The organism is Acidobacteriota bacterium, assembly GCA_012729555.1.
Lineage (GTDB): Bacteria > Acidobacteriota > UBA6911 > UBA6911 > UBA6911 > UBA6911.
Genome location: JAAYCX010000030.1, coordinates 12677 through 36706, shown reverse-complemented (window position 1 = coordinate 36706; position 24030 = coordinate 12677). Strand labels below are relative to the sequence as shown.

Here is a 24030-nt window from a genome sequence, read left to right as displayed (position 1 = left end):
GGCCGCCTGCGCCGAATGCCACCCGGCCGAACCGAACTCGGCGATCAGCCGGATCCCCTCGAGGGAGTCGCGCAGCCTGAGGAGACCCGAGAAATTGTCCCGCAGGAACACGAACTCCGGGGGGAAGCGGACCAGGACCCCGGCCAGCTGGCCGGTCTCTTTCAAAGGCCACAGGGCCCCCGCAAACCGGCGCGCCAGGCCGGGGTTGTCCAGACGCAGCGGGGCCCGGAACACCAGCGGCAGGGCTCCGCGCGTTTCTTCAATAATCTCTTGAATTTCTTGATCTTCCGGGATCCGATAGCAGGTGAACCCAAGCTCGCAGCAGCCGAACCGCCGGCTGTAGTAGCGCAACCACTCCCCCGGATCGAGACCCTCGGGATAGAAAACCGGGGTCCAGTCGCGATATCGGAATCCACTCGTCCCCACCAGGATCATGACTACAAAATAGGTGAAGATTAGGTGAAAATCAAGCGGGAAACCGTGCCCCGGGAACCGGCGTTACGCCCCTTTCTTGTGCACGGACATATCCCGGAGTAATATCGGCAGGACGGTTTGGTTTTGAACATCATCGCAAGGCGGATCGGCCCGGCGGGGGTGCCCCATGGATCAGGAAACTCGACAGATCAATTTCGCCTTCATCGGATTCGGCCGGGTCGGCCGGGCTTTCGCCCGCCTGCTGCTCGAGCGGAAAAAATGGCTGCTCAAAACGCACGCCATCGAGTGGAAGATCACGGGGATCGCGACGAAGGACCACGGGATGGCGATCGACCACGACGGGCTCCCCATCCGGAAGATCCTCGGCTCCCGCGGGCGTGGTTCCTCCCTGGCCCGTTTCCACAACGGGCCGGAGTGCGCTTCGCATCTCGATTTCATCCGGCAGTGCGGCGCCGACGTCCTCTTCGAGATGAGCGTGCTCGACCTCAGCGGCGAACCCGCCGCGACCCACATCCGGGAGGCCCTGGGAGCGGGATTGAACGTGATCACCTCGAACAAGGGCCCGGTGGCGACGCATTACGCGCAGCTGACGCGCCTGGCCAGGCTGCGCGACGTCCGGTTCCTCTACGAGGGGACGGTCATGGACGGGGCGCCGGTGTTCAACCTGCTCCGCAATTCCCTGCCGGGGACCCGCATCCTCTCCCTGCGGGGGATCTTCAACAGCACCACGAACTACATCCTCTCCCAGATGGAACAGGGGACCACGTTCGAAGCCGCGCTCGAATACGCGAAAACCGCCGGCGTGTCCGAGGCCGACCCCAGCCACGACCTCGACGGGTGGGATTCCGCCATCAAGCTGTCGGTATTGATCCAGGCCGTCATGGGCGGGCGCGTGAAGCCGGAGGAGATCGAACGCAGTCCCATCTCGAGCGATATCGGGCGGGCCGTGCGCGCCGCCCTGCGCCGCGACCGGCGCCTCCGCCTGGTGGCCCGGGCATACCGCCAGGGGGGGAAGGTCATCGGCAAGGTGGAACTGCAGGAACTCGAGGTCTTCGATCCGCTGGCCGCCATCCGGGGCCTGAGCAACATCCTCGTCGTCAACACCGACACCATGCGCGAACTGGCGATCGTGGAAAACAACCCGTCGGTGGACCAGACGGCCTACGCCCTCTTCGCCGACCTCATTTCCCTGCTGCGCTAGCCGCCGCTCGCGCGGCGCGCGATAAAACCGATGTTTGTGCTTCCCGGGAGATCATCCTATACTGGAAGGCATGAGCAGCGCGCACATTCCGAACCCGCCGTCGCTCGAGGATCCGACACAGCGGTCCGAAACGTCCGGATCGCTTTTGGAAATCGAAGCGCGACGACTCCGCCGGACGGCCGGGATGAATCCCGGCGTGAAGATCGCGTACGCCTTCACGCTGAGCGTCGAAGCGCGAAAACTGCGCGTATCCGCCCTGCGCGCCCAGGGCTTCTCGGACCCTGAAATCCTCTCCATCCTCAAGGCGGAAAAGAGATGAGTCTCGCGGATCTTCTCCGGCCGTTGGATCTGCTTTTCAAAAAACACGGCATTCGATATGCGCTGATCGGCGGCTACGCCGTGGCGGCCTGGGGGAAGGCGCGCGCGACGCGCGATGTCGATCTCTTTTGCGCCTCCGGGGATTCCCGGCGCCTGGCGGCCGCCCTGAGGGAAGCCTCCCTGGATTTCGAGCATCGGACAGGAGATTGGGACGATCCCATTTCGGAAGTCATCCGGATCGAACAGGCCTCTGGCACGGAGCCGTTTGAGATCGATGTCCTGATCGGTATCCGGAATGCGCCTGCAGGCCTTTTCGACCGGATACGCGCCGTGGTCATCGATGATCTTTCCGTCCCCGTAGCGTCCCCCGAGGACATGATCATCCTGAAGCTCCTGGGAGGATCGGCACTGGACCTGGAGGACGGCAAAAGCATCCTCTCGGCACAGAAAGAACGGCTGGACCTGGAGTTGCTCCGAAAGATCTGTCCCAAAAGGCTCGGTGCGCCACTGGAACAGCTCATCGCCTCGGTCAACAGTCCGTCATGAGGCGAGCGGGACGGGAACCGCAGCCGGTCAGATCCCCCAGCCGCCGCTCACGTGGATGTTGGTCCCGTTGACGTAGCGCGCCTCGTCCGAGAGGAGGTAGCGGACGGCGGCGACGGCGTCGCCGGGGGTTCCCAGGTAGCCCGCGGGGATGGTCGAGAAAGAGTGAGCCAGCTCCTCGTCCGGCACCCCCCCGGTATCGATGAAGCCGGGGGAGACGGTGTTGGCCGTGATGCCGTGCGGGGCGAGCATCCGGGCCAGCGAACGGGTCAGCACCAGCACCCCCAGCTTGGCGATGTAGTGGGCCGTGACGAAGGGCTGCCCCACCTGCTGGTCGGCGTTCACCATGCTGAAGTTGACGATGCGGCCCCGCCGGCGCCGCATCATCCCCGGCGCGGCGGCGCGCGCGAGGTAGAAGACCGGGTGGAGGTTGGCGTCGAACATGGCGTGCCACCCCTCGACGCTCTCCTCGAGGAGCGGCACCCGGTGGTAGGCGCCGACGCAGTTGATCAGCGCGTCGAGGCGTCCATGGGCCTTTTCGACCCGCAGGACGAGGTCCGCGGCCGCCCCGGGGTCGGCGACGTCGACGCGCTCGCAGAGGTGCCCGGGACCCAGGGCGTCGAGCGCGGCCCGCAGGGTGGCCGCGTCGCCCTCGCTTCGGCGGTAGCAGACGGCGACGGCCCACCCATCCCCGGCCAGGGAGAGCGCCAGCGCGCGGCCGATGCCGCGCGCCCCCCCCGCGATGAGGGCCACGCGCGTATTCCCGGATCGATCTTCCACGGCGCCCCCCTGCCGCCCCTCCCCGCGCCCCTAGTTGAGGTGCGGGTTCTCGGGCTTGATATGCTCGAACCTGCGAACCAGCACGAGCGTTTCCAGCTGCTGCTCGAGCACCGGGATGAGGGCGTCGCAGCGTTCCGACGCGTCGTCGAGCTCCAGCAGGGCCTGTTTTTGATCGATGGCGAGGTTCAGGGTCATGGCGACCATGTTGACCAGGGCGTCGAAATCGAGCTGGGGCATCAGTTCGGTCGCCTGCTGGCGCGTCCCGGTCGCGAGCTCGGTGAACCGGGCGAACAGCCCCCCGATCCGGTTCTGGCGCCCCGCGATCTCCTCCGCCGTCCCGCCCGGCAGGGGGGGCTCCATCCGCTCCACCTCGACCCTCTGGTAGGGGGAATGCCGGACCTCCCGGAGGATGCGCACCCGGTCGACCCCCACCACCACGATGTTGTACTTGCCGTCCTCGAGCTCCTCGTAACTCTCGATCCGGCCCAGGCAGGCGATCTCGTGCACCCCGGGCACCCCCCCGGGGCCCGTCTCCCCCCCCGGCCTCACGAGCGCGATGACGATCTCCCTGCTCCCCTCGATCGCCTCCCGGATCATGATCCGGTACCTTTCCTCGAAGATATAGAGCGGCACCGGGGTTTTGGGAAACAGCACGATATTGGGCAGGGGGAAGAGGGGCGCGATCATTTCGCCACGATCATAGTCAGCCGGGCCACCGCAGTCAACAGATAGATCGGTGGCCCGCGGGCGCCCCCCGGTGGTAAAATGACGGCGGGCCGGCTGTTCGGGAGAGGATTAAAGTGCGCAGACTCCTCCTTTTTCTGGCGGGAAGGGAAGGCTTCAAGAATTTCGCCCTGAAGTTCGGCATCTTCCGCCGGACCGCCTCGCGCTTCGTCGCGGGGGAGACGCTCGCGGACGCCCTCGAGGCCGTGCGCCGGGCGAACGGGCGGAACCTGCTGGGAATCCTCGACCTGCTCGGCGAACACACCGGCACCCCCGGGGACGCCGCCCGCGCCGCCGGGGGGATAGCGGCCGCCCTGGACGCCATCCGGGAATGGAGGGTGCAATCGCAGGTATCGGTCAAGCTGACGCAGCTCGGCCTGGCCATCGACCCCGCCCTGGCCCTGGCGAATCTCACGACGCTGGCCGGAAAGGCCCGGGAGCTGGACAACTTCGTCTGGGTGGACATGGAGGAGAGCGCCTACACCCGGAGCACCCTGGAGATCGTCTCCCGGGTTCACACGGAGTCGCAAAACGTGGGGGTGGCGATCCAGGCCTGCCTCTACCGCAGCGGGGAGGACGTGCGCGCCCTGGTGCGGCAGGGGATTCCCGTGCGGCTGGTCAAGGGGGCCTACCTCGAGCCCGAAAGCGTGGCGTTCGCGCGCAAACGCCAGACCGACGCCAATTACCTCGAGCTGATGCGCCTGCTGCTCGATGGAGGGGGGCCGAACGCCATCGCCACTCACGACGAGGCCCTCATCGACGCCACCCTGACTTTCGCCCGCTCCCGGGGGATCGCGCCCGACCGCTTCGAGTTCCAGATGCTCTACGGCATCCGGCGCGACCTGCAGGCCTGGCTTGCCCGGGAGGGCTACCGCGTCCGGATCTACATCCCTTACGGGAGGCAGTGGTACCCCTATTTCATGCGGCGGCTGGCCGAACGCCCCGCAAACGTGGGATTCATCATGCGTAACCTGTTCAAGGGCTAGGAGGTCTCATGCAGGACACGGTTGTCAGCTGCCCCCGGTGCGGCGCCAGGAACCGGCTCAAATCCGATGCCGGGGAACGGGCCCCCGCCGGCGGACGGGCTCCCGCCTGCGGCAAATGCCGCTCCCCCCTCCCCTGGATCGTCGACGGCACCGACATCGGTTTCCGCCGCGAGCTGGAGGTCCCGGTGCCGGTCCTGGTCGATTTCTGGGCCGAATGGTGCGCCCCGTGCCGCATGACGGCGCCGGCCCTGGAGGAATACGCCGGCGAGCTGGCGGGCCGGCTCAAGCTGGTCCGGATGAACGTGGACCGGAACCCGGCGACGGCGGGGCAGTTTCACGTGCAGAGCATCCCGACGCTGATCCTGTTCAGGGACGGGCACCCGGTCGAGACCGTGATCGGCGCCCTGTCGAAGAACGCCCTGAGGGAGCGCCTGGCCCCCCACCTGGGCTAGTTACCCGCCGTCGGCGATGGTTTCGGGCCAGAGATCGGCCTCGTACGCCACGCGCGCCTCCCCCTCGAGCAGGACCTCCCCGAACCGGCTGCCGGGGTCCGCGCCTTCGGCCGCCTCCCGGAAATGGAGCGTGAGGGTCTCGCCGCTCCGCACCTTCACCTCAACCGGCGACTCCACCCGATCCCTGGAGGCCGCCGTGAGAACCGCGGCGATGCACCCGGTGCCGCAGGCGAGGGTCTCCCCCTCCACCCCGCGCTCGTAGGTGCGCACGGCGATATGGTGGGGGTCCCGTACCCAGACGAAATCGGCGTTGGTCCCGGCGGGGAGGAATTCGGGGTGGAACCGGAGCGCCCGGCCCCAGCGTTCGACCTCCAGGGAATCGAGCTCCTCCTCCGACGCCACGAAGCAGACCGCGTGGGGAACCCCCGTGTTGATGAAATCGAGGGTGAAGCGACGCCCCCCGGTCTCGGCCGCCACGTTCATCCGCTGGCCGTGAGGCAGGGGCATCCGCACCTTCACCTTCGTGTCCAGCAGTTCCGCCCGGACGATGCCGGCAAGGGTGCGGAACTCCATGCGCGGGGCCTCCACGATGCCCGTGAGGAAGGCGAAGCGCGCGGCGCAGCGGGCGCCGTTGCCGCACATCTCGGCCTCGCTGCCGTCGGCGTTGAAGAAACGCCAGCGGAAATCGACCTCGGGGTCGTTCTCGACGAGGATGACCCCGTCGGCGCCGGCGGACACCTTGCGGCGGCAGACGCTCCGGACGAAATCCCCGCAGCGGTCGGCGTCGATCACCCGTTGCCGGTTGTCGATCAGGATGAAATCGTTGCCGGTCCCCGTCATCTTGAAGAAACGGAGCCGCCCCCTGGTTTCGAGATTCATGGATGAAACGCTCCCTTCGTGATCGGCCCCTTATCCCGCGCCCGGAATTTACTTATAGGGCAATCCCCCGGGGAGCACAAGCGCAGAATCGCTCCGTCCCCCCCGCCGTTTGATGCTATATTTTACGGCAGCGGCCGCCGGGGCGGCCGGAACCGGGGCGGGAAGGATCCGGCCCCATGGAAACACGGAATCGAAAGGAGGAGATGAATGGGCACCCGAGGACGCGAAATCGTCGGCATGGACGTCGACGAACTGCTCGGACTTCTCAACGGGGCGTTCGCCAGCGAGTGGCTCGCCTATTACCAGTACTGGCTGGGGGCCAAGGTCATCAAGGGCCCCATGAAGGATGCGGTCGCCGCCGAGCTCACCCTCCATGCGACCGAGGAGCTGAATCACGCCACCCTGCTGGCGGACCGGATCGTCCAGCTGGGGGGGACCCCCGTCCTCGACCCGAAGGAGTGGTTCCCGCTGAGCCCCTGTGCCTACGACGCCCCGGCCGATCCCTACGTCACCGTGCTGCTCGAACAGAACATCGCCGGGGAACAGTGCGCCATCTCGGCCTACAAGAACCTCATGGATATCACCAAGGACAAGGACATGGTCACCTACAACATCGCGCTGACCATCCTGGAGCAGGAGGTCGAGCACGAGGAGGACCTCGAGAGCCTGCGGGAGGATATCGAACTGATGTCCAGCAGGGGACGCTGACGCCCCCCTCCGCGGTTGTGGACCTCGCACGCCCCGTTGCCTATAATGGATCCCATGACCGAATTCGACAGAACCCCAGGGAGCGAAGAGTTCACGGAGCCGGGGGAAGGCGGGGAAGATACGGCCGTCTCCCCTGCCCCCGGCGATCCCGGGGAAGATCTTGAGATGGACCGGGCGGCGCCCCGGGGGATCGCACGCTACGACCCCCTGCGCGCCTACCTGGCCGAGATCGGGAGATTCACCCCGCTCAGCAGGGAGGAGGAGCACGCTCTCGCCCGGCGGTACCACGAGACCGGGGACCGGGAAACCGCCTACCGGCTGGTGACGTCCAATCTCAAGCTCGTGGTCAAGATCGCCATGATCTACCACAAGGTCTACCGCAACATCCTGGACCTCATCCAGGAGGGGAACCTCGGCCTGCTCCAGGCCGTGCAGCGGTTCGACCCCGACCGCGGGACCCGGCTCCCGACTTACGCGGCATGGTGGATCAAGGCCTATATCCTCAAGTTCCTGCTCGACAACACGCGAATGGTCAAGATCGGGACGACCAACGCGCGGCGCAAGATCCTGATGAACCTCAACCGGGAGAAGCGGGAGCTGGAAGCGCGGGGCATCGTCCCCACCTCCCGCCTGCTCGCCGAAAACCTCGGCGTGGATGAACGGGAGCTGCGGGAGGTGCAGCAGGGGATGACCGGGGGCGACCTGTCGCTCGACGCACCCCTGGGCGACTCGGACGGGGACGCCCGCTACATCGACACGCTCCGCATGATGGAGCAGAGCGTGGACGAGAAGATCGCCCAGGGGGAATTCCGCGAACTGCTGGAAAAAAAGTTCGCCGATTTCTCCGAGACCCTCTCCGAACGCGAGCGGGAGATCCTCTCACGGAGGCTGATCGCCGAGGACCCGGAGACGCTGCAGCAGATCGCCGACCGCTACGGCATCTCGCGCGAAGCGATCCGCGTGGCGGAAAAGAAGCTGATCGCCAAGCTGAAGCAGTACATGATCGATTCCTTCGGCGACGTGCGCGAAATCGAGTTCCACCTGGCCGGGTAGCGCCTACTCCCCCGCTTCAGGCTCCGGGCCGCCGAACCGGATGGTCGCCTTCGAACCGAACTTCTTGTAGTTCTCGTAGGTCAGGGTCTGCTCGATCCCCACGGTATCCTCGGTGAAGCGGAGCTTCTCGTCCGCGTGGGTCCAGACCGGGAACCAGTATCGGCCGTCGATGACCTGCCGCAGCGTTTCGAATTCGGGAAAGAGGTTCCCCCTCCGCTCGGGCACCGGGCGGCCGACCGTCCGGACGATCTGCAGGTCCTGGTCGTCCACGTAGATCTTCCCCTCGAAGTAGAAGCGGTCCCCCCGGGTGTTTCTGGGCCGCACGGAGAAGACGTAGCACACCAGTTCGTCGACCTTCTCCTTCCCTTCGTACTTGAGGTTGTACAGGGGAAGCTCCTTCTCGGTCAGCGCAAAGGGATTGATGTTGAGCATCACGTCCTCGTCCTCGGGCGTAAGCCTGACCGAACGGAGGCGGCCGCTCCGGCGCAGCGGCCGGACCTCCCGCGTCCCGTCGTCGTTGAAGACGATCTCCGATTCGATCGTCATCGACTCGTTGCGCGGCGCGCCGTTGAGCGAGACCACCCTGATCACCGCCACCTGGGTATAGGTATACTGCATCCACGCCTCGTAGGACTCCGTCTCCTTCGCGGCGAACCTCTCGATGATCTCCTCGGGAGAGAGGCTCCCGGAGGTCTGGGCCGCGGCCTCCGGAGAATACGCCCATCCCGAAAACGTCAGCACGGCAAACATGGCCATCACGGCAGACCGCATCGTTCCCTCCCTGTTTCTGGACTGCACCTGCAAACGATTTTCTCACATCCGGCCGGAAAAAAACCGGAGAATGAGGGCCGGGGGGGGCAAAAAATGGTAGAGTGGGTCGCCATGTCACTGGAAAATGTGGTCGTCATCCTCGCGGGCACCAAACACCCGGGCAACATCGGGTCGGCGGCGCGTGCCATGGCCAACATGGGCCTGGGGCGGCTGGTGCTCGCGGCTCCCCGGTGCCGGATCAACGAGGAATCGTACCGGCTGGCCAAGGCCGGCGGGCCGGTCCTGGAATCGGCGAAGGTCTGCCGCTCCCTCACGAGCGCCCTCCGGGGGATCCGCCTGCTGGTCGGGACCACGGGGAAAAGCGGGGGCTACCGCTCCCCGGCCGCCCCGCCCCGCGCCCTCGTCCCGCAGATCCTCGACCACGCCGCCCGGCAGAGGGTGGGCATCCTCTTCGGCCCCGAGGACACGGGGCTCGTCGACGATGATCTCCGCCTCTGCCAGCTCCTCGTGCGCATCCCGACCCACCGCCGGGCAGGCAGCATCAACCTCGCCCAGGCGGTCATGGTCGTCGGCTACGAACTCTTCCTCGGCAGCCTCGGGCACACCCCGGCGCGGACGCTGCGGGCGGCGCCGCTTCTGCAGACGGAGGCCATGTACGCGCAGCTGGAGAAGGCGCTGCTGGAGATCGGGTTCCTGCACGAGCAGAACGCGCGCCACATGATGTTCGCGCTGCGCAGGATCTTCGGCAGGGCGGGCCTGGAATCGGCCGACGTCGGGGTCCTGAGAGGGATCGCGCGCCAGGTCTCCTGGTACGCCAGGGCCCAGGGCCCCGGCCGGGACTGACGCGGATCGCCCGGGATCAGTGCTTCGGAATCAACCTGTCGGCCGGCAGGCGGAATCCGGGCTGGGATTCGGCCTCCTTCCAGGAAACCCCGTACCGGTCGATCAGGAATGTCTCCGACGGCGCCTGCATTTCCCCGTGAAGGTCCTTGTACTGGAAGTTGGGCATGCGGTAGCTGGTGGCCGTCGACAGTCCCCCGCTCCGCTCGAACACGTACACCCCCGAAAAACTCCCCAGCAGCTCCCCCTCCTGGTTGTATACGGGGAGGTCCAGAAGCGATCCGGGAGGGAGGAATTTGAGGAGCGAGTTGGACAGCGGCACGAGCGCCTTCCGGTCCTTTACCCTGTAGATCTCATTGAAGGGGATCGAGTGCGCGGCCAGGGAGGCTTCGACCACGGCCTCGATATCGGCCGGGCCGAGCCCCGCCCTCTCCCCGGCGTCCTGGATCCGCGCCGACAGCGCCTCCCAGTCGACCCGGTCGTGGGCGTAGTTCACGCACTTTTCCACGTCCTGCCAGCGGATGATCTTCCCCTTCCCCCGCGTCTTGGTTTTGCAGGGGAAATCGGCGGCGGCCGCATGGTACGCCTCCGTGACCACCGCGTCGACCTCCGCGCGGAACCCTTCCCGGGCATTCTGGCCGAAGAGGGCGCCGGTGAGACCGGCGAGGATGAAAACGCTCGATAACAGAAGCTTCACAAGAGAAAACATAGGGCATTCCTGAACATTACGGGACCGCGGTCCCGGCCGGCCGGCCGGCCCCGGGGACCCTGCCGGTTCCGAAATAGAGGAGGCCGGGCTGCACCGCCGTGCCGCCGCTCGAGAGGATGCGGACCAGCACGATACGGGCCGGGTCGGCCCCGTCGTAAAGAAACAGGATGTTGCCGTCCGGGACGATGCGGCCGATCGCCTCCTCCATCGGGACGTCGCGGAGGTGGACGGAGATGTAAGGGTTGGGTTCGCTCCGGACCTCGAAGATGATGCCGGTCCGTTCGGCCAGGCCCGCCAGCGCTTCATGCAGCGGGCAGTCGGCGATATCGGCCGTCACCCTCCCGTCGGCCACCCGGATCTCGAGCAGCGCGGATTTCCTCGCCGGCGAGGAAAGGGGCGCGTTCGGCTGCCGGGTTTGCGCCCGGGCCTCGGGGCCCGTCGCCGGCGCCTGGGACAGGGCCAGGGAGAAAACGAGAGCGCCAAAGGGGGCGGGGCGGCGCCTAACCATCGGCGTCCGGCTCCCCGTCATCCCGGATGGTCAGGAACTGATCGAAGCGGTACATCGTGAAGAGGCCGCGCAGTTTCCGGTTCGGGCGGAGGAGGATGAGGCTCCCCCCCGCTTCCCGCATCCGCTTGAAAAGCCTCAAGATCTCTCCCACGCCCGAACTGTCCATGAAAGGGACCCCTTCGAGATCGAGCAGGATCTCGCGCGGGCCCCCTGCCAGCACCTCGTCGATGCGGCGCTCGAGCGCCGGGCAGTGCTCGAAGGTGATCCTGCCCTCGACACGAATGATTCTGCGGTCCCCGATAGTTTCGACTTGGATATCCATGGGTGTTCAGGCAAAAATAGTGTCATATTTGAGCGCCTGGAGCAAGCGTCTGATCGAACCGGTGATTACGCGATTCGTCATCCACCACCATAAAACCGCGAGGCCCCACTACGACCTCAGGATCCTCCAGGACGGCAGGCTGCGCTCGTGGTCCATGCTGAGGCAACCGCCCCGGCAGGGGGGGGAGAAACGGCTGGCCGTCGAGAGGGAAAGCTTCCCGGTCGAGGCCGTCTCGAGTCCCGTCTTCGAGGAGGAGGCCTTCGGCCGCGGGCGCGTCTTCATCTGGGACGAGGGGGAGATGGAGATCCGGCCCGAAACGCCCGCGGACCTGAGAGTGCATTTTGCGGGGCTGAAACTGACCGGGACATATCGGCTGCGGCGGATGCGCTGGTACCCCGGAAATCGATGGATACTCAGCAGGATAGATCCCTGAAGGCACGCCTCGCCCGCCGCGTGCGGCCGCGGGCGCCGGGCGCATTTTGCCTTGACAGGACGGGCCCGTCCATTAGAACCTAAACTTATCGGGAAAGGGGAAGGCAAGAACCCGAAACTCAGGTCCCGGGATCCCCTGCGTCCTTATTGATCACGGACTTTCGTCAATGGAACGATTTTTTCAGGAGTGATGATTATGACCCGAAGACTTGTCGGCTCAATGATGGCCCTTCTTCTGCTGTGTGGAGCCAGCGGCTTCGCCCTGCAGGAAAAAATCTCGCCTCTTTCCGACTACCAGTACAAGAAGGACTACGCCCAGTACGAGGAGATCAAGAAGGAAGCGGACGTCCAGAAGCGGGCCGACCTGCTGCTGGGCTTCGTCAAGGAGCGCCCGATTTCCAGGATCCTGCTCTACGTGATCACCGATTACCAGGCGGCCGTCAACCCCTACCTGGAAAAGAAGGACTGGCCCAAGGCGATCTCCATGACCGAGGCGCTCCTGTCGATCCTCCCGACCGAGGAAAAGGTCAAGGCGGAGGAGATCCCCGTGGGATCGGAGGAGTTCCTCAAGGACCAGCTGGCCCCGTCGGTCCTGATGCTCGAGCGGACGATGCTGGCCGCCCAGTACGGGGCGGGGAATATGCCCAAGGCGGCGGAACTGGCGGAGAAGATCTACGCCGCCGCCCCGGACGCCACCATGCTCCAGACGCTGGCCGCCATCTACCTCGGCATGCAGAACTTCGACAAGTACCTGGAGTACGGCCAGAAGATTCTGGCCCAGGCGCCCATGGATCAGCCGCTGGGTTATACGACGGCGCTGCAGATGGCCGATATCCACCTCCGCAAACAGGACGTCCCGGCCGCGACTGCGATGTTCACGAAAATCATGGAGGTGTACGGCGACAAGGTCCCGCCCAACATGGCGGAAAACCAGTGGAACGCCACCCGCGCCATCGCCTTCGGCCTGATGGCGGCGGACGCCTACCAGAAGAAGGACTATCCCGGGGCACTCGGACTCTACCAGAAGGTGGTCCGGTTCGATCCCAAGCGGGACGACGCCTGGTATTACATCGGGATGAGCAAATGGCAGACCGAGGGGCAGGATGCGGCCGTGGAGCCGTTCGCGAAATGCGTGGTGCTCGAAAAGACCATGGCCCCCAGGGCCAAGCAGTACCTCGAGCAGATCTACCAGGGGAGCCACTCGGGCTCGCTCGAAGGGATTGAAGAGGTCCTGACCAAGGCCAGGGCCGATCTCGGCATCTGATCCGAACGCAAGGCCGTTCCTCCGGACCGCCGCCGTGGGCGGCGGCGCCGGGGGGCGGCCGCCGACGATGACCCCATCCGCCCGGAATTCTCTGGAAATTTCAAGAAAACGGTTCTAAACTTGAAGGCCTCAGTCATCCGAGGCCCACACAGATACTTGCACCAGCAAAGATATCATCGATAAAACAGGGGTAACATGGCAGAAAAGGACACCCGTTCCAAGGACGTCGCCGACGACAAGAAGCTCCCGATCCAGGAGGCGCTGGACAAAGAAGGGGAGCAGCTGCATATCAGCGAGCTGCAGGCCCTGAACATCAAGGACCTGGCGAAGATCGCCAAAAAATACAAGATCGCCGAGGCGGGCAAGCTGAGCAAGCAGGACCTCATCTTCGCCGTCCTGCAGGCCCAGGCGGAACACCACGGGCTCATCTTCTCCGAAGGGGTGCTCGAGGTGCTTCCCGAAGGGTACGGGTTTCTCCGCTCCCCCGATTACAGTTATCTGCCGGGCCCCGACGACATCTACATCTCCCCCTCCCAGATCCGGAAATTCGATCTCCGCACCGGCGACATCGTCTCCGGGCAGATCCGCATGCCGAACGAAGGGGAGCGCTACCTCGCCCTGGTGAAGGTGGACGCGGTGAATTTCGAGCCGCCCGAGGAAGCGCGCCACCGGATCTTCTACGACAACCTGACCCCCCTCTACCCGCAGGAACGGATCCGGCTGGAAACGGTGCGCGAGAACCTCTCCGCCCGTGTGATGGACATCTTCACCCCGATCGGCAAGGGACAGCGCGGGCTGATCGTGTCGCCCCCCCGGACGGGCAAGACCATGCTGCTGCAGAACATCGCCAACTCGATCAGCACCAACCACCCGGAGGTCTACCTCATCGTCCTGCTGATCGACGAACGCCCGGAGGAGGTCACCGACATGGAGCGCTCCGTCAAGGGGGAGGTGATCAGCTCCACCTTCGACGAACCCGCCTCGCGCCACGTCCAGGTCGCGGAAATCGTCATGGAAAAGGCGAAGCGCCTGGTGGAGCACAAGAAGGACGTCGTTATCCTGCTCGACAGCATCACGCGCCTGGCCCGCGCCTACAACACCGTCATCCCGTCGAGCGGCAAGGTGCTCTCCGGCGGCGTCGACGCGAACGCCCTGGAGAAGCCGAAGCGCTTTTTCGGGGCCGCCCGGAAGATCGAGGAGGGGGGAAGCCTCACGATCATGGCCACGGCCCTGATCGACACCGGGAGCCGCATGGACGACGTCATCTTCGAGGAGTTCAAGGGCACCGGCAACATGGAGATCATCCTGGACCGCAAGCTCGTGGACAAGCGCATCTTCCCGGCGATCGACATCAACCGGTCCGGCACCCGGAAGGAGGAGCTGCTGGTGGAAGGCACCGACCTCAACAAGATCTGGATCCTGCGGAAGGTGCTCAACCCCCTCTCCATCGACGAAGCGATGGACCTGCTGCTCGACAAGCTCCGCAAGTCCGACAGCAACGCGGAGTTCCTCACCTCCCTGAACAAGGGCTAGGGACGGCGCCGCAGCGACCGGTGAAGCCGGCGGTCGCATGCCCGGAGCGCCGCCGAGACTTCGGCCGGAGCCATTTTCAGGGCGCGGGAGATGGCCTCCGGCGACTGCCCCCGGTAGCGGGCACTGAAAAAGATCCTCCGTTCGAGTTCGGGCCACCGCCCGAACTCGTCGCGGATCCCCCGGAGCAGGTCCTCGCGATCCGATTTCGAAACGGCTTCCCGCATCCCCCCTCCTTCCGCGCTCGTGCCGCCCGCTAGGCGCGCTTCAGTTTGCGCCGCATCTCCCGCGTCACCCGGTGAAGGGTGCTTTTCACGGTCCCCAGCCTGCACCCTTCCCTTTCGGCGATTTCGCGCAGCTTCAACCCTTCGCAATATCGTAATACGACAAACCTTCCCTGCGGTTGCGGCAAACGCTCGAGAAAGCGCCGCACCTCCAGGGCGCGCTCCCTGAATTCCACCATCTTTTCGGCCGGACGCATCCCGGCCGGGCAGGGTCGGGCGACGTTCCCTGCCGGGCCGGGCGTTTCCCCGAACAGCAGGTCGATCCCGCGTCGGCGGCAGCGCCAGTGATCGATGGCCCGGTTGGTCGCGACCCTGCGGATCCAGCACCCGAACCGGGCCTTTTCCGGGTTCCACTGCGCCAGGGAACGGTACACGGCAAGAAAGATCTCCTGCGTCGCATCCCGCGAGTCCTCGGGATCTCCCAGAATCCTCCGCACGGCGCCGTAAACCGGGCGGCGGTATCTTTCATACAGGCTCCGGAACGCGTCCTCTTCCCCCTCGAGGCTCCGTCTCACCAGCTGCTCGTCCGAAACTCCTTCCCCTCCGCACGCGCCCGGGTTTGCCACCTCCGGCGGCCGGGAGCGCTCCGGAAGAGACTCGGTCCATTCCTGCGTCATCATGTATCCTTTCCTGAATTCGGGTCCGCGGGCGGGACGCATTGCCCGGCATCTCCTGGTATCGCGGGCCGGGCACAAAATCCCCTTTCCGCGGGCCCCGCGGGCCGCGCAGCGCCGTTTCCGCCTGATCGGGATTCCGTGGGGTGAGGTGTCCGGGAAAATTCCCCAGACGCGAAGCGGGTCTCGCTATTCGTAAACGACGGCCGTTCCGTAGGCCAGGATCTCCGCAGCCGACGCCATCATCTCGGCGGTCCCGAAGCGGACGGCCACGATGCCGTTGGCGCCCAGTTTTTCCGCCTCCGCCGCCATACGGTCCAGGGCCTGTTCGCGCGCCTCGGCGATCATCTTGGTGTAGTCGGTGATCTCGCCGCCCACGATGCCGCGCAACCCCGCCATGAGATCCCGCCCGATGTGGCGCGCCCGGATCGTATTTCCCCGAACCAGCCCCAGGGTCATGATGATGCGCTTTCCGGGAATCTCGTCGCAGCTGACCATGATCATCGCTCCACCTCTCTCTCGTATCTCTCGTGTTTTCTCGCAAACAGCCGCTCGCGCACAATCGAGACCAGCAGGATGATCCCGCCGGACAGCGCCAGCGAGATCCCGATTTTCAGGATTCCGCTCACGCCGGGATCCGCGAAGAAGCCCGAAAGCGCCTCCCAGGCCGCGTAACCGAGCACGGCCATGAGCCCGACCGAAAGCAGGACCCACCCGAGCGCCCGTTCCGTCCGGCGGTAGATATCCTCCCAGTAGCGGTCCCAGCGGCTGTCCGGCAGGTCCTCCAGCCGCATCGTCTCCGTCACTTCGCGGATCTTCCGGAAGGCGCGCAACTCGGCCCCCCACCGCTCGTCCCCCCGGATCGCTTCGGCCATCGCCCTCTCCTCCTCCGGGGAGGCGATCCCGTCGACCATCTTCATCATCAACCGCTGGATTTCTTCATCCCTCATGCTCTCCCCCCAGAAGATCCCGGAGCCTCTTGCGCGCGTAGTACAGGCGCGACATCACGCTGCCCACGGCGATCCCGAGGATTCCGGCGATCTCCTCGTAGGTCTTGTCCTCGAAATGGCGGAGGACGATGATCTCCCGGTGGTCGGCCGACAGCCTTTCGATGGCGGCCCAGATCGCCTCCTTCGCCTCGCCCAGGACCATGGCGCCTTCGGGCGAATCGAGTGCCACGGTTCGGGACGCGTATGAGTGCCGGGTTTCCGCCGCATGCTGCCGGCGGACGGAGCGCTTCCGGATGTGGTTCCGGGCGAGGTTGCGGATGATGGCATGAAACCATGCATGAAACGGGGAATTCGCGTCGTAGCGCTGCCGGGCCCGATAGACGCGGATAAAGGCTTCCTGGGACAGGTCGTAGGCGTCATCGCGATTCCCCACGAGCCTGAGGGCCGCAAAATACGCCCTGCGCCTGTTCCGCTCGACGAGGTCCTTGAAGGCCGCCGCATCCCCGAGCTTGACCGCCATCATCAACTGGGTGTCGTCCAATCCTGCCATCTCCTTTTTATCCCCTATTACCGCCGGCGGAACCCTTTATTCAAAAAATCTCCCGGATCATGGCGCAACGGGGCGCGCCGAAGGTGACGGCAGAGAACTTGGCAGGATTCGCCGGCCCGGGAAGGGCAAATCATCCACGAACCGGGACGCCGGCACGGTGGGGGGGGTACCGGGCCGGCCCGGGCGGGAAAAGAGCCCCGCGGGGAGAACGTCTCCTCACAGGTTTTCGAAATGCGGATCGTCCGGCAGGACCTTCCGCGTTTCCGACCGCGACATCAGCAACGTGACCAGCACCGCCAGGAGAACGATGCCGAGCATGAGGATCACCACATTGCGCAGGAGCCGCGTGAAGGGCGCGACGATGCCCTCCACCGGGCTCGAAATGGCCAGCACCCAGCGCAGGTTCGGGGAAAGCTCCATGAAGCTGCGCGCGTTCATCCCTATGACGGAGCGCGGCTTCTCCCGGGTGATTACGAACCTCTGCCCGAATTCCCTCGCCTTGGCGATGTCGGCCATGTCCGGGTAGGGGCGGCGGTCATCGTAACTGTAGCCCGGGGACGAGATGACGCTCCCGTCCAGCCTCAGGAGGGCGGCGGCGCCCCCGAAGCCCGCCTGCACCGAGGCCACGATCGAATGAATCTCGTCGGCGGCCAGGACCACCTTGATGACGCCCGAGACCCCCCCCTTGGAATCGGTGAAGGGCTCCGCGATATCGAGGCACCAGACGCCCGCGCTTTCGTCAAAGTGCATGTCCCCGATATACACCCCCCCCTTCTGGCCGTCGGCGTAGGCCCCCTTCCACCAGGGGTCTCCGCTCTGCCCGTAATTGGTCGTCTTCCCCGAGGCGGCGACGGTCCTCCCCGCCAGGTCGGTGACGATGATTTCCCGGTACGCCGTGCGGACATTCATGTAGCGCCGCAGGAAATCGGCCGCAGGGTTGTCGAGAACCGCTTTCAACTCCGGAGCCTGGTAGTCCAGGTCCTTCCAGCGCGCCTCTATGGCGGAGGTTCTTCTGACGGCCCCGTTGACGTCGGACTGGAGCTCGCGGTTGCTCTGCTCCACCGCGCTGCGCAGCACCGGGGTTTCGGTAACAGCGGCGATCTCGACGATCTGGTTCCCCAGGAAGTTTTCCAGGTATTCGAAGGCCACATCGGCCTCCTCCGCCAGATGGCGGCCGTGAGCTTCGATCGAAGACGTGCGGTAACCGCTGACGAGCCACCACGTCCCCAGCAGAAAGGTGATGATGGCGATCAGCAGCAGGATCGACAGCATGCGGAAATCAAGGTTGAACTTCCAATCGGTCATGGTGGGTCGCATAGATTCCTCCTCCCGAAGAAAATCTTAAACATCCATGAGCCAACGAGGGTGCCGCCGATAGGAGGTGCCGGAAAAGGCGGATGCGCCTGCCTGCAGCGCCCCTGAGAATGCGAAGCCTTTGCCTATATCATACTCCCGGACCGGCCCGACATCCAGCAACGGCGGTTCAGGAAAATGCAGGGGGGGGTTGCCCCGGTCCGGGGGGAGTCTTATGAAAGGGGCGGAGGATATGTCATGCCGCTCTATGAATATGCGTGCCTCGACTGCGGGGCGGAATTCGAGAAACTGGTGCTCAAGGCCGGGGAGGAGGAAGAGATCCGATGCCCCCGATGCGGGAGCGGCAGGCTGGAAGACCGGGTTTCGAGCTTTGCCTCGGTTTCGGCCGGCGGCGCCCCGAATTGCGCCCCGAGCGGGGGTTGAAGCATCGGCAATTAGCCCCGGGCCGTGAGCCCGGTATCCTGAGCGGAACCTCCGTGTTCAGCCCCTGGCCGGGCGGGGGTCCGTCCAGTGAATCGTTCCGTAGGGCGTGTCCTCCAGGACGATGCTGCGCCCTTTCAGCTCCTCGCGGATGCGGTCCGCTTCCGCGTAATCCTTTCTTTCCCTCGCCTCCTCGCGCAGGGAGATCAGGGCCTCCACCTCGGGATCCGCCGCTTCGGCTTCCGCAGGGTTCAGGTCCACGAATCCCAGCACCGAGTTGATTTTCTCCAGCGCCGCGAGCGCCAGGTCGGCATCCCTGCGCGACAGGCTCCGGTCCGCCAGGAGAGGGTTCGCCCGCCGGATAAGGAGGAACAGGGCCCCCAGGGCCCTGGGGACGTTGAGATCGGCTTCCATGGCAGCCTCGAACGAGGCCGTCATCTCATCGACGGCGCCCCGGATGGAATCACCCGACCCTTTGCCGGAACAGATCCTGAGCCGGGCGACGAAGGTGTCGATCCGCCCGAGCGCCGCGCGGGCGGCCTCGAGGCCCCCCTCGGAATAGGCGAGCGGCTGGCGGTAGTGGGCCGACAGGAGAAGGTAGCGGACCTCCCGCGCGGAATACCCCGAGCGCATGAGGTCCTCGAGCGTCACCGCGTTGCCGGCCGACCGGGACATCTTCTTTCCCCCGGCCAGCACCAGGCCCGAGTGCACCCAGTAACGCGCCGGGCCCCTGCCGTGGAGCGCCTCGCACTGGGCGATCTCGTTCTCGTTGTGGGGGAAGAGGATGTCGCTGCCGCTGGTGTGGATATCGAACTCCTCGCCCAGGTAGCGCCGGCTCATGGCCGCGCACTGGACGTGCCAGCTGGGGCGGACGTTGCCCCAGTCGGTCTCGTAGAAGATGTCGTGCGCCATCTCGGCCAGGGTGGCCCGCTTGAACAGGGTGAAATCCCTGGGATTCTCCTTGTCGTATTCGTCCAGGTCCACGGTGGCGCCGACCCTGATCTTGGAAAAATCGAGCCCGCTCAGCGCGCCGTATTTCGGAAACCGGCTGATGTCGAAATAGACGCTGCGGAGCCGCTCGTAGGCGTACCCCGCGGCGACCAGCTCCCGCGCCAGTCCGACCATGTCGTCGACGTGCTCGGTGGTCCGGGGGTATTTCCACGCGTGCCTGACCCCCAGCCGGTCCAGGCACTCCATGAATTCCGCCGTGTGGCGGTCGGTCAGCTCGCGGAGGCCAATCCCCTGCCTGATCGATTCCCGGATCGTGTTGTCGTCGAGGTCGGTGATGTTCATCACGTGCCGGACCTCGAAGCCGCAATACTCCAGGACCCGCCGCAGCAGGTCGGCCACCATCACGCGGCGCAACACCCCAAGGGTGGGCGCGGCGTTCACCGTGGGCCCGCAGGAATAGATCGACACCTTCCCCGGTTCGAGCGGCTGGAACTGGCGCTGGGCGCGCGAGAGCGTGTCGTACAGCTCCAGCTTGGGCTCCCGGCGCGCGACGGGGACGGAGGAGTGGAAGAGGGAGGTGCTGAGATAGCGGTCTCCCCCGTCCGGGAGGATGACGACGATGACCCCGCGCTGGAGTTCCCTGGCCGTTTCGAGGGCCACGTGGCAGGCGGCCCCCGCGCTCATCCCCACGAACAGGCCCTCCTCCCGCGCCAGCCGCCGGGCGGCCGCGAAGGCGTCGTCGTCCTTGATGTTGACCTTGGCGTCGAGCAGCTTCCGGTCGAAGATCCCCGGCCGGTAGGCCTCCTTCATGTTCTTGAGGCCCTGGATCTTGTGTCCCAGGTAGGGCTCCACGCCGATGATGCGGACCGCGGGGTTGTACTCCCTGAGCCGCCGGCCCATTCCCATGAGGGTGCCCGAGGTCCCGATGGAGGCGACCAGGTGGGTGATGGTCCCCCCGGTCTGCTCCCAGACCTCCACCGCCGTGCCGTTATAGTGCGCCAGCGGGTTGGCCGGGTTGTTGTACTGGTCGGGAATGAAGTACCTGCCCGGCTCCCGGCGGTTCAGGCGATAGACGGCCTCGATGGCGCCGTCGGTGCCGAGCCGGGCCGGGGTCTTGAGGAATTCGGCTCCCAGGGCCGAGAGGATCTGGCAGCGCTCCTGGCTGACCCCCTCGCTCATCGCGAGGAGAACCTTGTACCCCTTCACCCCGCCCACCAGGGCGAGCCCGATCCCCGTGTTTCCGCTGGTGGCTTCCAGGATGGTCTTGTCGCGGCCCAGTTCGCCCGAAGCTTCCGCCGCCTCGATCATCGACCGGGCGATCCGGTCCTTGATGGAGCCCCCCGGGTTGGCGTTTTCGAGCTTGGCCCAGATTTCGACCTCCGGGTTGGGGCTGAGGCGCCGGAGCCGGACAAGCGGAGTGTTGCCTATGAGATCGAGTGCGCCGGAGCCGAATACGGGAGCTTTCATAATCCGGAAAGGCTATCACGGAAGGGACCCGGGCGTCCACTGCCGCCTGCCGGGGGGCGCGCGCCGCGCGGGCAGGGGGGATTGCGGCCCGCCCGCCGATAGGTTACGATCACACGTCGGGAGTGTGACCATGGGAGTCCCCATATCTCAAATGCTGGCCGTCGCCAAGTACATCGTCGGGCGCAAGATCTCCGGCGACGCGCGCTATCCGCTGGTCCTCATGCTGGAACCCCTCTTCCGCTGCAACCTCGCCTGCTCCGGGTGCGGAAAGATCCAGTATCCGCCCGACATCCTGCGGCGGCAGCTCTCCCCGGGGCAGTGCTTCGAGGCGGCCGAGGAGTGCGGCGCCCCCATGGTCAGCATCCCCGGGGGGGAGCCGCTGCTGCATCCGCAGATCGCCGAGATCGTGGAGGGGCTGATCGCCCGCGGGAAATTCGTCTACCTCTGCACGAACGCCCTCATCCTGAAGGAAAAACTGGCCGACTTCCGCCCCGACAGACGCTTCACCATCAACGTCCACCTCGACGGGCTGGAAGGGTTCCACGACCGGTCGGTGGGGCGCGCGGGGGTGCACCGCATCGCCGTGGAGGCGATCAGGGAGGCCGTGAGAAGGGGGTTCCGCGTCACCACCAACACCACCCTTTTCAACGACGCCGACCCGGAGAGCGTGCGCGCGTTCTTCGACGAGACGATGGCCCTCGGCGTCGAGGGGATGACGCTGTCGCCCGGCTACAGCTATGAAAAGGCGGCCGACCAGCAGCACTTTCTCGGGAAGGAAGAGACCCGGCGCCTGTTCGCCGGGGTGCTGCGCCGGCGCCGAAAGAGCTGGAAGTTCAACCAGAGCCCGCTCTTTCTCGAATTCCTGGCCGGGGCGAGAGACTACGACTGTACCCCCTGGGGAATGCCCGGCTACAGCCTGTTCGGCTGGCAGAAGCCCTGCTATCTGCTCGAGGACGGCTACTGCAGAACCTTCGCGCAGCTGCTCGAGAGCACCGACTGGGAAAAATACGGTCCGCGGTCGGGCAACCCGAAGTGCCGCAACTGCATGGTCCACAGCGGGTTCGAAGCCAGCGCCGTCAACGACACCTTTGGCTCCCCGTCGGGGATGCTCCGCACGATCCGCGCGATGCGGCGCTGAGCGGCCGGGCGCGGCTGAGGCTAAGGAAGCCGGATCAGGGTGATCGAGGAGGCCGCGCTCCGGGAGCGGTGGATCCGCTGGACCGCCTCCTGAAAATCGCTCTCGCCGGCGCCGTAGATATCGACGAAGCGCTGCGGGTTGACGTCGACGAGCGGGAACCAGCTGCTCTGCACCTGGACCATGACGCGGTGGCCCCGGCGGAAGGTATGATAGACGTCGGGCATCGAAAACTCGACCGGGGTGATCCTTCCCGGCACGAAGGGCTCCGGGCGGGAAAAGCTGTTCCGGTATTTCCCGCGGAAGGGCTCCCCCCGCAGCAGCTGCTGGTACCCCCCCATCGACCCGTCCCGCGCCCCGGCCCGGGCGGCCGGCCCCTCCTCCGGGTAGGCGTCGATCAGCTTGACGACGAAATCGGAATCGGTCCCGGTGGTGGAGACCTTGAGGCTCACGATCACCGGCCCGGCGACCGTGAGGTCCTCCTCGAGGGGGCCGGTGGCGTAGGTCAGCACATCCGCGCGCGCGGCGGCGAAACGCTGGTCCCCGACCATGTAGTCCCGCGCCATCCCGGCGGCCTTCCGGTCGATGTAGGGAACCGGGCGGCGCGGGTCGCTCGTGTACTGGTCGAAGGCGCCGGCCGCGTCTCCCCGGTCCGGTTCCCGCGCGAGACTCCCCCCCTCCCTCAGGTAGAAGCTGGTCGGCCGGCCCGAACGTGGCGGCCAGTGGGAGTGCGACCTCCACTCGTTCGCGCCCGTCAGGAAAAGGGAGGCCTCCGGGAGATCGAGCCCGCCCGACCCCTTCAGGAAATGCCGGAAAAAGGGAAGCTCGATCTCGCGGCGATAGTGGACGGCGGTCTCCGCGCCGAAACGAACCGCCCCGAGCGCAGCCCCGTCCGACTGCGCCCACCCCCCGTGGTCCCAGGGCCCCATGACCAGGATGTTGTGCGCCGCGGGGCTCGAGGCTTCCACGGCCTGGTAGACGGCGAGCGTCCCGAAAAGGTCCTCCGCGTCGAACCACCCTCCCACGGTCATGACGGCCGGCCGGATGTTTTCGAGGTGCGGGCGGAGGGCGCGCGCCTTCCAGAAATCATCGTAATCCCCGTGGCGCATCAGCTCGTTCCAGAAGGGGACCCGGCCCTTGAAGACCTTCCGGTTCGCTTCCCGCAGCGGCCCCATTTCGAGGAAGAAGTCGTAGCTGTCGGGGACCGGCCAGGAGTAGGGCTTCGGCAGCTCCGTGGTGGGAGCCCGGCGGGGATACCCGTAGCCCGCGAGAAAACCGAAGGAGTGGGCCAGGAAGAAGGCCCCGTTGTGGTGGAAGTCGTCCCCCACGAACCAGTCCGCTATCGGCGCCTGGGGGGAGACGGCCCTGAGGGCGGGGTGCGCGTCGATCATCGCGGCGGCCGCGTAGAACCCCGGGTAGGAAATCCCCCACACCCCCACCCGGCCGTTGTTGTTCGGGATGTTGCGGACGAGCCAGTCGATCGTGTCCCAGGCGTCGGTGGACTCGTCGGTGCCGTTCCCCCGCCTCGCCGTCCCGAGCGGGCGCATGTGGACGAAGTCCCCTTCGGACATCATGCTCCCCCGCACGTCCTGGTAGGCGAAGATGAAGCCGTCCCGGGCCAGTTCGTCCGAAGGACCCAGGCTTTGCGGGTAGGCGTCGGCCCCGTAGGGGGCCACGCCGTAAGGCGTGCGCTGGAGCAGGATGGGGTAGGGGCGGGAGGCGTCCCGGGGGGCGTAGACGGCCGTGAACAGCCTGCGCCCGTCCCGCATCGGGATCCGCACCTCGCGCTTGTCGTAGCCCGGGGCGACCCCGCCCGGGGTCCACGCCGCGGACAGGCCGAGAAGAGCGGTCAGCAGGAGAAGCGGGATCGTCGCCCGGCGGATATTCATGG

The 24030-nt window shown here is 66.0% G+C and carries 29 protein-coding genes; 13 read left to right on the top strand and 16 right to left on the bottom strand.

Annotation, left to right across the window (positions count from 1 at the left end; genetic code table 11):
- On the bottom strand, positions 1-435 hold a 435-nt coding region (locus GXY47_07270), incomplete at its 3' end, for a DUF72 domain-containing protein (protein NLV30943.1).
- 166 nt (positions 436-601) lie between these two features.
- On the opposite strand from GXY47_07270, the gene GXY47_07265 reads away from it, so the two are divergent.
- From GXY47_07265 to GXY47_07255, 3 genes are all read left to right on the top strand, one after another.
- Positions 602-1636 (top strand): homoserine dehydrogenase, encoded by a 1035-nt coding sequence (locus tag GXY47_07265; GenBank protein NLV30942.1) that lies wholly within the window; start codon positions 602-604, stop codon positions 1634-1636.
- Between the two features lie 70 nt (positions 1637-1706).
- Positions 1707-1955 (top strand): hypothetical protein, encoded by a 249-nt coding sequence (locus tag GXY47_07260; GenBank protein NLV30941.1) that lies wholly within the window; start codon positions 1707-1709, stop codon positions 1953-1955.
- Positions 1952-2500: a hypothetical protein gene (locus GXY47_07255; protein NLV30940.1), complete on the top strand. Its 549-nt coding sequence runs from the start codon at positions 1952-1954 to the stop codon at positions 2498-2500. Before GXY47_07260 ends, GXY47_07255 begins: the two co-directional genes overlap by 4 nt.
- A gap of 27 nt (positions 2501-2527) precedes the next feature.
- On the opposite strand, the gene GXY47_07250 is transcribed toward GXY47_07255, so the two are convergent.
- Both GXY47_07250 and GXY47_07245 read right to left on the bottom strand, forming a co-directional pair.
- Positions 2528-3277: an SDR family oxidoreductase gene (locus GXY47_07250; protein NLV30939.1), complete on the bottom strand. Its 750-nt coding sequence runs from the start codon at positions 3275-3277 to the stop codon at positions 2528-2530.
- 30 nt (positions 3278-3307) lie between these two features.
- Positions 3308-3964: an LON peptidase substrate-binding domain-containing protein gene (locus GXY47_07245; GenBank protein ID NLV30938.1), complete on the bottom strand. Its 657-nt coding sequence runs from the start codon at positions 3962-3964 to the stop codon at positions 3308-3310.
- Between the two features lie 107 nt (positions 3965-4071).
- Between GXY47_07245 and GXY47_07240 the strand changes: the two genes are divergently transcribed.
- Complete coding sequence (locus tag GXY47_07240; protein NLV30937.1) at positions 4072-4986, top strand: proline dehydrogenase; 915 nt, start codon at positions 4072-4074, stop codon at positions 4984-4986.
- Positions 4987-4994: 8 nt separating this feature from the next.
- Entirely contained in the window at positions 4995-5438 is a 444-nt protein-coding gene (gene trxA / locus GXY47_07235; protein NLV30936.1) for a thioredoxin, read from the top strand.
- Here the strand turns inward: trxA and GXY47_07230 are convergent, their stop codons facing one another.
- Positions 5439-6317 carry a diaminopimelate epimerase gene (locus tag GXY47_07230; GenBank protein NLV30935.1) on the bottom strand — a complete coding sequence of 293 codons (879 nt, stop codon included), beginning with the start codon at positions 6315-6317 and terminating at the stop codon, positions 5439-5441.
- A 207-nt stretch (positions 6318-6524) separates the two neighbouring features.
- Between GXY47_07230 and GXY47_07225 the strand changes: the two genes are divergently transcribed.
- Together GXY47_07225 and GXY47_07220 are read left to right on the top strand one after the other, a co-directional pair.
- Positions 6525-7025: a ferritin gene (locus GXY47_07225; GenBank protein NLV30934.1), complete on the top strand. Its 501-nt coding sequence runs from the start codon at positions 6525-6527 to the stop codon at positions 7023-7025.
- 54 nt (positions 7026-7079) lie between these two features.
- Positions 7080-8078 carry an RNA polymerase factor sigma-32 gene (locus tag GXY47_07220; GenBank protein ID NLV30933.1) on the top strand — a complete coding sequence of 333 codons (999 nt, stop codon included), beginning with the start codon at positions 7080-7082 and terminating at the stop codon, positions 8076-8078.
- Positions 8079-8081: 3 nt separating this feature from the next.
- On the opposite strand, the gene GXY47_07215 is transcribed toward GXY47_07220, so the two are convergent.
- Positions 8082-8849, bottom strand: a complete 768-nt coding sequence (locus GXY47_07215) for a hypothetical protein (protein NLV30932.1) — start codon at positions 8847-8849, stop codon at positions 8082-8084.
- A gap of 111 nt (positions 8850-8960) precedes the next feature.
- Between GXY47_07215 and GXY47_07210 the strand changes: the two genes are divergently transcribed.
- On the top strand, positions 8961-9692 hold the full coding sequence (locus GXY47_07210; GenBank protein NLV30931.1) for an RNA methyltransferase: 732 nt from the start codon (positions 8961-8963) through the stop codon (positions 9690-9692).
- 16 nt (positions 9693-9708) lie between these two features.
- On the opposite strand, the gene GXY47_07205 is transcribed toward GXY47_07210, so the two are convergent.
- Genes GXY47_07205 through GXY47_07195 form a run of 3 tightly spaced genes read right to left on the bottom strand, consistent with a single transcriptional unit; the run spans position 9709 to position 11228 of the window.
- A complete protein-coding gene (locus GXY47_07205) occupies positions 9709-10398 on the bottom strand; it encodes a hypothetical protein (protein ID NLV30930.1) in 690 nt (229 codons plus the stop codon).
- Positions 10399-10414: 16 nt separating this feature from the next.
- On the bottom strand, positions 10415-10906 hold the full coding sequence (locus tag GXY47_07200) for a hypothetical protein (protein ID NLV30929.1): 492 nt from the start codon (positions 10904-10906) through the stop codon (positions 10415-10417).
- A complete protein-coding gene (locus GXY47_07195) occupies positions 10899-11228 on the bottom strand; it encodes an STAS domain-containing protein (protein ID NLV30928.1) in 330 nt (109 codons plus the stop codon). The genes GXY47_07200 and GXY47_07195 overlap by 8 nt, the downstream gene beginning before the upstream one ends.
- A gap of 19 nt (positions 11229-11247) precedes the next feature.
- On the opposite strand from GXY47_07195, the gene GXY47_07190 reads away from it, so the two are divergent.
- The 3 genes from GXY47_07190 (at position 11248) to rho (ending at position 14457) form a co-directional block, all read left to right on the top strand.
- On the top strand, positions 11248-11661 hold the full coding sequence (locus tag GXY47_07190; protein ID NLV30927.1) for a hypothetical protein: 414 nt from the start codon (positions 11248-11250) through the stop codon (positions 11659-11661).
- 195 nt (positions 11662-11856) lie between these two features.
- On the top strand, positions 11857-12924 hold the full coding sequence (locus GXY47_07185; protein ID NLV30926.1) for a hypothetical protein: 1068 nt from the start codon (positions 11857-11859) through the stop codon (positions 12922-12924).
- Between the two features lie 282 nt (positions 12925-13206).
- Positions 13207-14457 carry a transcription termination factor Rho gene (rho, locus tag GXY47_07180; protein ID NLV30925.1) on the top strand — a complete coding sequence of 417 codons (1251 nt, stop codon included), beginning with the start codon at positions 13207-13209 and terminating at the stop codon, positions 14455-14457.
- Here rho and GXY47_07175 read toward each other — a convergent pair.
- From GXY47_07175 to GXY47_07150, 6 genes are all read right to left on the bottom strand, one after another.
- On the bottom strand, positions 14454-14681 hold the full coding sequence (locus GXY47_07175) for a hypothetical protein (GenBank protein ID NLV30924.1): 228 nt from the start codon (positions 14679-14681) through the stop codon (positions 14454-14456). The genes rho and GXY47_07175 overlap by 4 nt on opposite strands.
- 29 nt (positions 14682-14710) lie before the next feature.
- Complete coding sequence (locus tag GXY47_07170) at positions 14711-15358, bottom strand: RNA polymerase sigma factor (protein NLV30923.1); 648 nt, start codon at positions 15356-15358, stop codon at positions 14711-14713.
- Positions 15359-15541: 183 nt separating this feature from the next.
- Positions 15542-15856 carry a YbjQ family protein gene (locus GXY47_07165; GenBank protein ID NLV30922.1) on the bottom strand — a complete coding sequence of 105 codons (315 nt, stop codon included), beginning with the start codon at positions 15854-15856 and terminating at the stop codon, positions 15542-15544.
- Positions 15853-16302, bottom strand: coding sequence for a hypothetical protein (locus tag GXY47_07160; GenBank protein ID NLV30921.1), 450 nt, complete (start codon positions 16300-16302; stop codon positions 15853-15855). Before GXY47_07160 ends, GXY47_07165 begins: the two co-directional genes overlap by 4 nt.
- Entirely contained in the window at positions 16292-16852 is a 561-nt protein-coding gene (locus GXY47_07155; protein NLV30920.1) for an RNA polymerase sigma factor, read from the bottom strand. The genes GXY47_07160 and GXY47_07155 overlap by 11 nt, the downstream gene beginning before the upstream one ends.
- A 216-nt stretch (positions 16853-17068) precedes the next feature.
- Positions 17069-18169 carry a hypothetical protein gene (locus GXY47_07150; protein ID NLV30919.1) on the bottom strand — a complete coding sequence of 367 codons (1101 nt, stop codon included), beginning with the start codon at positions 18167-18169 and terminating at the stop codon, positions 17069-17071.
- Positions 18170-18403: 234 nt separating this feature from the next.
- Between GXY47_07150 and GXY47_07145 the strand changes: the two genes are divergently transcribed.
- On the top strand, positions 18404-18589 hold the full coding sequence (locus GXY47_07145) for a zinc ribbon domain-containing protein (GenBank protein NLV30918.1): 186 nt from the start codon (positions 18404-18406) through the stop codon (positions 18587-18589).
- A 57-nt stretch (positions 18590-18646) separates the two neighbouring features.
- On the opposite strand, the gene GXY47_07140 is transcribed toward GXY47_07145, so the two are convergent.
- Positions 18647-21004: a cysteine--tRNA ligase gene (locus tag GXY47_07140; protein ID NLV30917.1), complete on the bottom strand. Its 2358-nt coding sequence runs from the start codon at positions 21002-21004 to the stop codon at positions 18647-18649.
- A gap of 130 nt (positions 21005-21134) precedes the next feature.
- On the opposite strand from GXY47_07140, the gene hpnH reads away from it, so the two are divergent.
- On the top strand, positions 21135-22142 hold the full coding sequence (hpnH, locus tag GXY47_07135) for an adenosyl-hopene transferase HpnH (GenBank protein ID NLV30916.1): 1008 nt from the start codon (positions 21135-21137) through the stop codon (positions 22140-22142).
- A gap of 20 nt (positions 22143-22162) precedes the next feature.
- Here the strand turns inward: hpnH and GXY47_07130 are convergent, their stop codons facing one another.
- Entirely contained in the window at positions 22163-24028 is a 1866-nt protein-coding gene (locus GXY47_07130) for a CocE/NonD family hydrolase (protein ID NLV30915.1), read from the bottom strand.
- Positions 24029-24030: the final 2 nt, after the last annotated feature.

Coding starts and splice junctions, on each gene's coding strand:
- GXY47_07265 (NLV30942.1), top strand. CDS start 602: ATGGATCAGGAAACTCGACAGATCAATTTCGCCTTCATCGGATTCGGC.
- GXY47_07260 (NLV30941.1), top strand. CDS start 1,707: ATGAGCAGCGCGCACATTCCGAACCCGCCGTCGCTCGAGGATCCGACA.
- GXY47_07255 (NLV30940.1), top strand. CDS start 1,952: ATGAGTCTCGCGGATCTTCTCCGGCCGTTGGATCTGCTTTTCAAAAAA.
- GXY47_07245 (NLV30938.1), bottom strand. CDS start 3,964: ATGATCGCGCCCCTCTTCCCCCTGCCCAATATCGTGCTGTTTCCCAAA.
- trxA (NLV30936.1), top strand. CDS start 4,995: ATGCAGGACACGGTTGTCAGCTGCCCCCGGTGCGGCGCCAGGAACCGG.
- GXY47_07230 (NLV30935.1), bottom strand. CDS start 6,317: ATGAATCTCGAAACCAGGGGGCGGCTCCGTTTCTTCAAGATGACGGGG.
- GXY47_07225 (NLV30934.1), top strand. CDS start 6,525: ATGGGCACCCGAGGACGCGAAATCGTCGGCATGGACGTCGACGAACTG.
- GXY47_07220 (NLV30933.1), top strand. CDS start 7,080: ATGACCGAATTCGACAGAACCCCAGGGAGCGAAGAGTTCACGGAGCCG.
- GXY47_07215 (NLV30932.1), bottom strand. CDS start 8,849: ATGCGGTCTGCCGTGATGGCCATGTTTGCCGTGCTGACGTTTTCGGGA.
- GXY47_07210 (NLV30931.1), top strand. CDS start 8,961: ATGTCACTGGAAAATGTGGTCGTCATCCTCGCGGGCACCAAACACCCG.
- GXY47_07205 (NLV30930.1), bottom strand. CDS start 10,398: ATGTTTTCTCTTGTGAAGCTTCTGTTATCGAGCGTTTTCATCCTCGCC.
- GXY47_07200 (NLV30929.1), bottom strand. CDS start 10,906: ATGGTTAGGCGCCGCCCCGCCCCCTTTGGCGCTCTCGTTTTCTCCCTG.
- GXY47_07195 (NLV30928.1), bottom strand. CDS start 11,228: ATGGATATCCAAGTCGAAACTATCGGGGACCGCAGAATCATTCGTGTC.
- GXY47_07185 (NLV30926.1), top strand. CDS start 11,857: ATGACCCGAAGACTTGTCGGCTCAATGATGGCCCTTCTTCTGCTGTGT.
- GXY47_07175 (NLV30924.1), bottom strand. CDS start 14,681: ATGCGGGAAGCCGTTTCGAAATCGGATCGCGAGGACCTGCTCCGGGGG.
- GXY47_07170 (NLV30923.1), bottom strand. CDS start 15,358: ATGATGACGCAGGAATGGACCGAGTCTCTTCCGGAGCGCTCCCGGCCG.
- GXY47_07165 (NLV30922.1), bottom strand. CDS start 15,856: ATGATCATGGTCAGCTGCGACGAGATTCCCGGAAAGCGCATCATCATG.
- GXY47_07160 (NLV30921.1), bottom strand. CDS start 16,302: ATGAGGGATGAAGAAATCCAGCGGTTGATGATGAAGATGGTCGACGGG.
- GXY47_07155 (NLV30920.1), bottom strand. CDS start 16,852: ATGGCAGGATTGGACGACACCCAGTTGATGATGGCGGTCAAGCTCGGG.
- GXY47_07150 (NLV30919.1), bottom strand. CDS start 18,169: ATGCGACCCACCATGACCGATTGGAAGTTCAACCTTGATTTCCGCATG.
- GXY47_07145 (NLV30918.1), top strand. CDS start 18,404: ATGCCGCTCTATGAATATGCGTGCCTCGACTGCGGGGCGGAATTCGAG.
- GXY47_07140 (NLV30917.1), bottom strand. CDS start 21,004: ATGAAAGCTCCCGTATTCGGCTCCGGCGCACTCGATCTCATAGGCAAC.
- hpnH (NLV30916.1), top strand. CDS start 21,135: ATGGGAGTCCCCATATCTCAAATGCTGGCCGTCGCCAAGTACATCGTC.
- GXY47_07130 (NLV30915.1), bottom strand. CDS start 24,028: ATGAATATCCGCCGGGCGACGATCCCGCTTCTCCTGCTGACCGCTCTT.